Source organism: Salibacter halophilus (assembly GCF_008806325.1).
GTDB lineage: Bacteria > Bacteroidota > Bacteroidia > Flavobacteriales_G > Salibacteraceae > Salibacter > Salibacter halophilus.
On sequence record NZ_WACR01000015.1, the window covers coordinates 1 to 9,463 of the forward strand.

The window sequence follows — 9,463 nt, forward strand, 5'->3', positions numbered from 1 at the left end:
CCAAAGGGAGAGTAATTAAAAACCGATTTTACACTACTTCCTTTTTTGTCCTTATCCTCGATCGGATTTTCACAAAAAACGCCTATTAGCGCTTCATCACGGTAGTATGTTAGTCTATTGGTTCTCATTCAATGATTACTAAACTACACTTTTTTTCTTTTTTATCCCTAAAAAACAGGTCTTGATTTTCCAATACAAAGAAGTGCATTCCAGCTACCGTAAAAAACCACACAAGAAAATCCTCCCACGTGGAGCTTTCCTTAATCCAGATCAACTTGTAAAACCAATAAAAAGAGTAAATGTTAAAACTTGTGACGTAGATTCTTTTGATAAATAGATTTAGCTTTTTCTGTACCTTTTCCTTTATCTCATCTGTTCGTTTCATAGATATAAATCGTGTTTGTGATGCGATAAAAGTATAAGATACAGGCTCCCCTACTTTCACAACCAGAAAAAAGACTTGAACATAACAGCTCCTTATAGGAACAGCTCCCGGTCACAAGCTGCCATCAAAGCTGTTCGCTATAAGGCCATTATGTTAAGCAAGTTCCTGCGGTTGCGGGCGTCCTTGCACGTCTTTTTGCCGACCCCGGCCGAGCTAACGCCCTTCGGTTGTTTCATTCTAAAAAGCGAAGCAAAACGGGTTTATCACCCCACTTTCAGCGGTTGTTTCACTTCGCTTTTCAGAACGATTTCGCACCGCTACTACATGATTATTTCCCAAAAGAAAAAAAGAGAAAAAAGAAAGCCATTTCTACAAGTGAAAGGACGCAGTAAAACAAGGGCGCGCAGCCTTAGCGGAGCGTTTATGTACCCTTGTTTTGCAAGGACTGGAACTTACTTTTGCTAGCTTTTTTATTTTTTTGGTAATAATTAACTCATCTGTAAACCCGCCTCTGAGAAGACTTCGTGAACACGATCTATCACCTTGTCGATTTTCTCCTTTGATGGCTCTAATAGCTCCGATTTACAGTCAGACAGTTCTTTCTCCTGTTCACTTGTCAATTCATCTTGATAATGTTTTTCGACATGATCTAATGCATTATTAATATGAGCCACCACTTCTCCTTCTTTCCTTCCTGCTTCATAAGCCAGATCTTCGATTGGTTGATTCCACTTTCTAGGCTTATTATTTTTCACAGCATCTGTTTCGGATTCATACAACCCTTTATTCCTTTCATACCTCCTATAAATATCAGCATTTGCACCGGGTGCACCAAAACGGCCACAGTTAAACGCTTTACGGATTAAGTACTCGTATTCCATTGCTTTCATATCTTCCATAATTGTCTTTTTCTCCAAAGTTAATTTTTTTAGCAGTGAATAAATTCGGGGTGCCGAAGGAAAAAACAGCCCTGAGCCAAAAAGGCTGGCTGCTGACTGTGGAGCGTAGCGTAATGGGCAGCAGACAAGCTTCGCGAGCCGCTCCTGCGAGTGGAGCAAGGGGGCTGCAAGAGAAAGCCTGAGGAACGAAGGCGGTTTGCAGCTATGTAGAAGTGAAGGGCTGGCGTGTGTTTTTGCCATAAAAGCAAAAAACCATGACAGCCCGAAGCGCACTACACAAGGCTTACCTTCCTGCCGAAGGCTTTTAACAGAGTTAAGCCGCAGCCCGCAGCGACCCGCAGGCGAGCTTTAAATGGGTAGCGGGTGAACAGTATTGTGGCTGAACGGAGCGGAGTTAGGATTGTGCACAAAAATGGATTCATTTGAAAATAAACAGTCGACCCCACTTTTTTGCACAAGACGACACGTAGCGAAGAAAGCGGCAATACTGGACACAGGAGCTACCGTGACGACTGACCGAAGGAACGCAAGGAAGGTGACAAGCTGCGTAGCTTTAGCAGAGCACCCGAAGGGTTTTATAGCTTATTTTTTGACTTTATCGATCAACACTTCTAAAAATGGGCTGTAAAAGCTTGGCGACTTGCTTTGCTGACGAAGGAAAGGAGGAACACCGATTTTCCTGCGTTGGCTTTGTGCGGCTGGTTCGGGGTGGGGATTACTTTTTCTTTTTTAGTCGCCTCTCTTGTTCTGCTAGTTCCCGTTCTCTTTCGAGCTCTTCTTTTAACTGTTTTTCACTCGGCATGTACGTCTTGTATTCTGAAGCAAAAAGTTGTTTGCTTTCATTCAGCACGCTGTATTTTACGATCGTGTTATTCTTTTCTGTACATAAAATCAACCCAATAGTAGGGTTGTCATTTTCTTGCCTGACTTTATCCTCGAAGTAGCGAACGTACATATCCATTTGCCCGATGTCCTGGTGTTTTAAAGGTTTTGTTTTTAAGTCGATCACTAAGAAGCATTTCAAAATGTAATTGTAAAATACCAGGTCTGCATAAAAATGGTTTTCCGGGCCTGCTGTTAACCTGTATTGACGATCTACAAAGGCAAAGCCTTTTCCCAGTTCCAGTAAAAAGTCTTGTAGTTTATCAATGATTGCTTGTTCTAACTCTGATTCTCTAAAGTGGGTGTTGTCTTCCAACTCTAAAAAATCCAATACATAAGGGTCTTTGATAATGTCTTTCGCTTTAAATGACTCTTGTTTTTCACTTGATTCCTGCCGAACAGGGCTTTTATCCTTACTCATCAACATTCGCTGATAATACAGGTTCCCGATTTGGCGGTTTAGGGTTCTTGTACTCCAATTATTTTCAACTGCTTCTTTCAAATAAAAGTCCCGGGCTTCTTCCTCTTCTACCTTCAAAAGCAAACGATAATGGGTCCAACTCAATTGGCCACGCACTGCGTGACTTTTTTCAAAGGTGTTGTAAAACTGGCGCATGTATTTCAGGTTGGTTGGCGTAAAGCCTTTACCATATTCTCCTGTCAGCTTTTCAGCCAGCTGTTTGATCAGTTCTTTTCCGTACTCGGCTCTTTCTTCTCCTTTTTGCTCTTCTTCTACGATAAGTCGCCCAATATGCCAGTAGGCTTTTACCATTGCCTGGTTCACGGCTCGGTAGGCCTTACTTCGTGCCTGTTCGATCACTTTTCGGATATCATCGTATAAGTGTTCTGCTGTTTTTGCTGGCTGCTCTTTTTTACTCATCCTTTCTCTTTGATATTTTCTAAATTACGGTAAACAAATGTAAGGGCTTTCTTCTCTTTCAATAATAAGTCACCACATCATGTAAGCTGTCCTATAACAGCTTACTCACGTCCCATCTTGTCCACCCTTTTTAAAGCATCTTTTTGTATTTCAGCACCTTAACCTGTTTTAACTATTCGGTCATGAGATGTCTTTTTCTCTTAAAAATTCGTGTTTTCTGTGGTTAAAACGGGTGGTATTTGGAGATGTCTTCGCTCAGGTCGTCAAGGTCGTTGACAAGGTAACTTTCGGTTGAACTCACGTAGCGGTGTCCGGCCATGTATTGGGTTTTTCTCAGGTTGTACAGTTTGAGCCAGTGGGTAATGACGCTTGCCCGTATTTGGTTGGTACTGGTGATTCTGGGGTTGAGTTTGTTTAGTTTTTCGATCAGGTAGCTGATTGCGCCTGTCAGCCTGTTGTTTCCTTTTCCGCTGGTGACAAAGAGTTTATCTGTCTCTTTTCCTGATTTGGCTAACAGTGCTTTGCGGGTTTCGAGGTTGTACTCCATCAGGTCGAGTACCTGGTGGGCTTCTAGTTTTAATGTCCGGGGGTTGCTTCTCTTTCCCCCGGGTATCTCGATGTTTCCTTCGCGCAGTTTCAGCTCGCTTGTGGTTAGTTTTTGTAGTTCGGTGGTGGTGATGCCCTGCCAGATCATCAGCCCTAACATGGCTTTGTTGCGTTTGGCTGTCAGTTGCTGTAATTGGTACCAGTTCTGGTTTTGCTTTTTTTCGTCTTGTTCTGGTATCTCAAAGCGGTGGTACAGGTTTTCCAGTTCGTTCATTTTGATGATGTCGTACAGAAGTTTGCGTTTGATGCCTTTGATCTCGATATTCCGCAAGGGGTTGTCTTCCCTGATGCCGCGTTTGACGAGCCAGTTGTAGTAGTGTTTGATGCTGCCGAGGTAGATCTGCACGGTGCGTTGTTTGACTTTTCGTTGTTGTAGGTATTTTACATAACCGATCATGTCCCGGTAACCTGCTTGCTCGGGTTCGAGGTTTTCTTTTTCGCACCAGTTTAAAAGGCGGAGTAGATCGCCTTGCATTCTCTCACTACTTTGCTTTGTCAGGCCTTTGCTCTCTAAATATTTTTTAAAGGTCTTTTCCATTGGCTTCTGTTTCTACTAAGTGAGTATATATCTGGGTGGATTCTAAACTGCTGTGTCCTAAAAAGCGGCTGATGCTTTCAAGGCTCATTCCTGCGGCCAGTAAGTGGGTGGCGATCGAGTGACGCAGGGTATGCAGGGCGATGTCTTTTTGCTGTAGTTCGATGTCGTCTGATTTTTGTTGCAAAAGCTTGAGCCTGATTACCAGACTCTGGGTCTTCATGCGGTGACCTTTTACGCTTACAAAAAGAGCACTCAGTTCTTTGGCGTTGAGAAAACAGGGGCGGTAGTCGTAGATATATTCTTGCAGGATTTGGCTGCTTGTTTGGTTGAAGGGGACAAAGCGTTCTTTGTTGTTCTTGCCTTTTCTTACGTGGAGTGTTTTTTGATCGAAGTTGATATCGGACAGGTCGAGGTGGTAGCCTTCATTTCTCCTGAGCCCGCAGCTGTAATAGATGGTGAGCATGGCTTTGTCACGTGCGGCTATGGCTTCCCATTTGGGACTCCCGGGGTGTTCTTCGGTGGCAGTGAACAGCTGGCGAACTTCTTCTACGGATAATACTTCTACGGGTTTTTGGTTGGGTTCTTCGCGCTCGATTTCAAGGTAGGGTAATTCGAGTTTCCCGGATTGCCTAAGGTACTCCATGAGTTTGTAGAGGGCTTGTAGGTGTTTGTTCAGGTAGGTGTTGCTCAGGGCTCCGCCTCTTCTTTGATTTCCGCGGTGTTTTAGATTGTGATAATGGCTGCGGATGTGTTCGGTGGTGAGTTGTTGTATTTGGTTAATGCCTTGTTGTTCGAGCCAGTGAAAGAGTTCTCTGGCGTACAGGGGTAGCTGGTAAACGGTGCTGTTGGCATAGCCTAAGATGTCCAGCCATTCACGGAAGGATTTTTCTACGTACTGGAAGCTTTCGGAGTTGATGGGCAAGTGTTTCATAACTTGTGGTTTTTTGTGGCTCCTTGTGGTTCTTATTGTGGTCGGTTGTGGCTCGTTGTGGTTACTTGTGGTTCTTTGTTGCTGCTTGTGTTTTTAAAAAGCGATGGCGTAGTGGCCTTTGTTTTAGTTATCAGCTTATTGACTGCGCCAGTTTGTGTTTTGGCGTAGTGTGACGCAGTGGCCTCCCCTACTTTATTTTTTCCGTTTCCTCTTTGTGCCTTGTCTTTTCTTGTGCTCGGCTTCCACGGCTTTTAATACTTTACTGATCTGCTCATCGATTACTCCGGGCAAATTTTCATTTTCCGGCTTTGGGTTCAGCTCATACTGGTAGCCGTTTCCGTGTTTTTTGCCGCCCACTATTTTCAGGCGGTTGTATTCGGTGAGTTCTTTTAAGTAGCGCTGTAGGGTTCGGGGCGCTATGCGTTTTTCTTTGCGGATGTCGCTGGCGTAAAATTTCCGGTTCTTAAATTGCCTGTCAGGGCTCCTGACCCACTCATAAAAGCTTCTGCACGCTCCGCTCAACTCGTCCGATTTGCGAAAGAGGGTTTCCCTGAGCAGCTTAAAAGCCCACTGGATGTCTTCGGGGGTGGTTTCGATAAATACTTCCCCGGTTTCCTTGTCGGCTTGTTGTTCTCTTTGGTGTTGGTGGTAAAAGGTGATTGCTTCAATGAAGTTGAGCAGCAGTCCCATTGTCCTGCGGGGTTTAAAAACTTCTTTGGGCAGGTCGATGAGCAAGGCGTAGGGGTTGACGATTTTAACGGGTTGCAGGATTCGTTGGACGTTTTGCAGTTTCTCGCGCAGCTGGGTTTCTTTGTTTTTGTCGATCAGGTTGGCTTTGAGCTTTTTTTGGTAGTCGAGGATTTTGTGGTCTTGTTCTTTGCTGTTGTCGAGATAGATCAAAATGGAGCGGTTGGCGTTGTCTTCGTAGATTTTTTCTTTGGTGGTGCAGCCGATTACGCTGACTGGTCCTTCGACTATGAGGGTGATGGTTCTGAGCTGACCGCTCTTGTCTTTCATGGTGACGGTTTTGCTGATGCGTTTTTTGCTCTGCAGTTCTCTTATGGGATAGAGTACGGCTTGTGCTCCGTCAAGGTCTTCGACTAGAAAGACTTTGCCGCGGATTTCTTCTCGTTTGAAGTAGTAGAAGCTGTTTTCGGTAAACTGGGTGTTTTCTAAGAGGTCTTCTGTGGGGAAGCAGGCGGCTACTTTTTCCATGAGGTAGCTTTTCCCGGCTCCTGACCGGGCAAGGCAGATAACGCTCAGGGGATCGGGGCATTGCCGCGAGCTCATGGCGATGTGCAGGATCATGCTGTTGGTGGTTTCCCCGATGATGCCTGTTTGCTGTAAATCGCTCATGGTGCGTTTTACCAGTTGGGGTTTGGAGGCGTAGGCTTTGGCCTGCTCTTTTGCTTTTTGGCTTAAGGGTTTTGGTTTTTCTTCCTCTGGCTGTTGTTTTTTTAGTTGTTCCAGCCGGTAGCCTTCCAGCTGGGCGGTGATCTCGCTCAGACTGGCGGCTATTACGCTGGTGCCGAGCTCGAGTTTCTGGGCGGCTTTGCGGATGAATTTCTCGAGCTGGTTGTCGTTGTAAAGGTCTAAGTTGTGGCGAATGGGGGGACGCGGGCTCTCGGGTAATGCGGCTTTTAAGGTGGCGCGCAGTCTATCCAGTCCTTCGATCTTGATGCCGCCCAGTATTTCGATCCTGAGCAGGTCGTTTTGGTAGATGAAGTGGTCGGGATTTGTGGTGTCGAGTTGGGGCATGAGCAAAAAATTTTATTTTTCTACACTTTCAGGTACAAAGCTAACCAATAATGTTTATTTACGCAACGCTTACGGTTTTCAATTACCTTTTTGAGTTGGTATATTTGCATTTCACCTAACTTTTAATGTGTATCTAAACGCGTATGGGGTTTGAAAAAAGACTAAGTGAGTTGCGTAAGGCCAGGAAGATTTCCCAGGGGGAACTGGCTAAGCAGGTTGGTGTGCATACCAACGTCATGGGGCGTTACGAACGCGGGGAAGCGAAGCCGTCTATTGATGTGGCTATGAAGCTGGCCGATGCCCTGGGCGTGAGTTTGGATTTTCTGGCGGGCAAGAGTGATCAGCAAATTGATCAGGAGATCATCAGCAAGGTTTTAATGATTCAAAAGCTGCCTGATCAGGATAGGGATCATATTCTCTTTACACTTGATGCTATGCTTAGGGATGCTAAAGCAAGAGCGGCTTATGGTTAGTATTCCCAAGGCCACAAAACCCCGTGAGGTGATCTGCTTTTTTCCTGTGGAGTTTCCCGCTAAGGAAGGGGTCGTTTACTTTTTTATTGCTAAGGACGTCTTTTCTCAATTTCTTTTTCAAACAGGCCTGGAACAGGACAACGGCATTGAACAGGTGCTTAAACACCTTGTTTTGCTCATGAAGGATGAGGAGTTTAAACGGTATAGCAAGCAGCCTTTTACGCTCGTGCTGCATAAACACCAGCAGCACAAAATGCAGATTGAACAGATCATTGCTCCTCATGGTGGCTCTGTGGTCTTTGATGATCTTTATCTTGCCAGGCACATGTCCGATGTGATGGAGGACCTGTATAAGAGCATAACGCAAAGGCAGGGTAACAGTAACGGATAATTAGTACACGAACTAAAAGCTCGAACCAGCTTAGGCCTCACCCCTTATGAAGCCTACACTAATCCAATACAAAAAAGACCAAAAGAATATCAAGACAGCAATACAGCAAGAACAAAAAGGATTAAAGAAAACCGCAAAACCAATTGTATTGTCTGCAAGCAATAGTTCAACCTGAACTCACCTAAATTCATACTTCTATTTCCTGGTAAACTTGAAAAAGTAATGGTTCATACCTCTATTTTTAAATAGTTCTCAATATCCTTATTCTCTGTTATTTCCGCTCCACCGGAAGGTTTATTCCAGTATTTGAGTGGAAGTAGCAAGATAGATTCGTTTGAAAATGATCATTTCACTTAAACTGAAACACTGATAATCTGTATTTTACAGAAATGAAACAGGGCTACCAACATGTTTGAGACATTACCGTTCCTCTAACCTGTATATGAAATGCCCTTCGCCTTCCTGTTTTTCTACTTGGATTATTGATGTGTCGAGATACTTACAATTTTCTTTGTGAAGGCATTTTCCTGATAAATTAAGACTGCAATAGGAAGAATATTCCTTTACGATCTTGTTTCTTTTAATGAAAATATACTGACGGCTACCATCAGGAATTAGCTTTTTATAATCATCTATTCCAATAATATCTCCTGCCTCATTATCAACTGTTGGGCCACTTATCACATATAGAGTATCCCATTCAAAATTTGTTAGCGAAGCCAAAGGAATTGTATAAGTCGAATCTTTTTTAACGCATATATCTATTATTTTTTGTTCCAACTCATTGCATCTTTGAGTATTAGAACAGGAACTTAAAAAAATAAGTAATCCTATGACTGTTAATGACTTAATCATTTTCCAACTCTGTTCTATCTGCTTCATTCATTCCATTGTCATCTAAAGTGTTCAACATTTCCATCCCATTGTTAAATTGTTCTTCTGAAATTCTTGTTCTTGAAATGGAAGTCCCATCTTCGGTTTCTGTAGCAGTCCATAACCCTTCATTTCTCTGAACTTTTAAAACTTCCCTTGCAATATCCACTTGGGTAGCATCTTCGCCTAATTGATCTGCAATACCACGCCCAATCTCATTATTCAAAAAATCTACAACATCATCGGCAGCAGCCATATTATCAGGGGCTGGAACGCTAAAATCTACGTGTGCATTTCCTTGTGCAGAAATTGGTATTCCTTCGTGTGCATTACCAATTCTTAGTGCAATGCCGGCATCATATTCATTTGTAATTGTGGCCGACCATAAAGCGTGTCTAAACGCATTTCTTTCTGTACCTATACCATCACTCATATTGCCATTTCCTGCTACGTGTCGTGCTATTCTGCCTGAAACGGACGTTATGTTTGTCCCGCCATATTGTGTCCAACCAACGTTTGCGGTAGCTATCGGGTGTCTTTGTATAGCCCCTGCTGTTGCAGCATTTTGTTGGGCTGTTCCTGTTGCTGTTTCGTTTCGTAAAACAGCTTCAGAAGAAAATATCCATCCTGGAGTATGAACTGATAATCTTTCTGCCCCTTCTAATTCAACACCATCTATTACTCTATTCTCACTAAAAGCATAAGGCGAGTTATGGGGATAATCCTTTGCAAGAGGATCTACACTAAAAAAACGCCCTAATCTCGGATCGTGTATCCTATATTTAAATGCTATTGAGTTTCCACTACCCTTAATTTCATCATCTTTTTCCTGTCCCTGGAAGCCATA

9 protein-coding genes are annotated in these 9,463 nt (G+C 43.6%); 2 read left to right on the forward strand and 7 right to left on the reverse strand.

From position 1 onward, the window contains the following. Positions 1-873: 873 nt before the first annotated feature. The 5 genes from F3059_RS13490 to F3059_RS13760 form a co-directional block, all read right to left on the reverse strand. Positions 874-1,302, reverse strand: a complete 429-nt coding sequence (locus tag F3059_RS13490; RefSeq protein WP_151170178.1) for a hypothetical protein — start codon at positions 1,300-1,302, stop codon at positions 874-876. Positions 1,303-1,999: 697 nt separating this feature from the next. Then, the gene (locus tag F3059_RS13495; protein ID WP_151170180.1) at positions 2,000-3,046 is read right to left on the reverse strand and encodes a PDDEXK nuclease domain-containing protein; all 1,047 of its coding nucleotides are present in this window, start codon (positions 3,044-3,046) and stop codon (positions 2,000-2,002) included. A 223-nt stretch (positions 3,047-3,269) separates the two neighbouring features. Then, complete coding sequence (locus F3059_RS13500; RefSeq protein WP_262713932.1) at positions 3,270-4,127, reverse strand: tyrosine-type recombinase/integrase; 858 nt, start codon at positions 4,125-4,127, stop codon at positions 3,270-3,272. Between the two features lie 46 nt (positions 4,128-4,173). After that, positions 4,174-5,121 (reverse strand): tyrosine-type recombinase/integrase, encoded by a 948-nt coding sequence (locus tag F3059_RS13505; protein WP_151170184.1) that lies wholly within the window; start codon positions 5,119-5,121, stop codon positions 4,174-4,176. 192 nt (positions 5,122-5,313) lie between these two features. Further along, positions 5,314-6,879 (reverse strand): hypothetical protein, encoded by a 1,566-nt coding sequence (locus tag F3059_RS13760; RefSeq protein ID WP_151170186.1) that lies wholly within the window; start codon positions 6,877-6,879, stop codon positions 5,314-5,316. Positions 6,880-7,022: 143 nt separating this feature from the next. On the opposite strand from F3059_RS13760, the gene F3059_RS13515 reads away from it, so the two are divergent. Together F3059_RS13515 and F3059_RS13520 are read left to right on the forward strand one after the other, a co-directional pair. After that, positions 7,023-7,352, forward strand: coding sequence for a helix-turn-helix domain-containing protein (locus F3059_RS13515; RefSeq protein ID WP_151170188.1), 330 nt, complete (start codon positions 7,023-7,025; stop codon positions 7,350-7,352). After that, positions 7,345-7,743 carry a hypothetical protein gene (locus tag F3059_RS13520; protein ID WP_151170190.1) on the forward strand — a complete coding sequence of 133 codons (399 nt, stop codon included), beginning with the start codon at positions 7,345-7,347 and terminating at the stop codon, positions 7,741-7,743. Before F3059_RS13515 ends, F3059_RS13520 begins: the two co-directional genes overlap by 8 nt. 420 nt (positions 7,744-8,163) lie before the next feature. Here F3059_RS13520 and F3059_RS13525 read toward each other — a convergent pair whose 3' ends face one another. Both F3059_RS13525 and F3059_RS13720 read right to left on the reverse strand, forming a co-directional pair. Beyond that, positions 8,164-8,625 (reverse strand): hypothetical protein, encoded by a 462-nt coding sequence (locus tag F3059_RS13525; protein ID WP_151170192.1) that lies wholly within the window; start codon positions 8,623-8,625, stop codon positions 8,164-8,166. Beyond that, a partial coding sequence (locus F3059_RS13720) for a DUF6973 domain-containing protein (protein ID WP_170265190.1) occupies positions 8,591-9,463 on the reverse strand: 873 nt, incomplete at its 5' end. The genes F3059_RS13720 and F3059_RS13525, both read right to left, overlap by 35 nt.

Bases quoted from the DNA above. Each gene is read 5' to 3' on its own strand.
- F3059_RS13495 (WP_151170180.1), bottom strand. From the start codon at position 3,046: ATGAGTAAAAAAGAGCAGCCAGCAAAAACAGCAGAACACTTATACGAT.
- F3059_RS13500 (WP_262713932.1), bottom strand. From the start codon at position 4,127: ATGCAAGGCGATCTACTCCGCCTTTTAAACTGGTGCGAAAAAGAAAAC.
- F3059_RS13505 (WP_151170184.1), bottom strand. From the start codon at position 5,121: ATGAAACACTTGCCCATCAACTCCGAAAGCTTCCAGTACGTAGAAAAA.
- F3059_RS13760 (WP_151170186.1), bottom strand. From the start codon at position 6,879: ATGCCCCAACTCGACACCACAAATCCCGACCACTTCATCTACCAAAAC.
- F3059_RS13515 (WP_151170188.1), top strand. From the start codon at position 7,023: ATGGGGTTTGAAAAAAGACTAAGTGAGTTGCGTAAGGCCAGGAAGATT.
- F3059_RS13520 (WP_151170190.1), top strand. From the start codon at position 7,345: ATGGTTAGTATTCCCAAGGCCACAAAACCCCGTGAGGTGATCTGCTTT.
- F3059_RS13525 (WP_151170192.1), bottom strand. From the start codon at position 8,625: ATGAAGCAGATAGAACAGAGTTGGAAAATGATTAAGTCATTAACAGTC.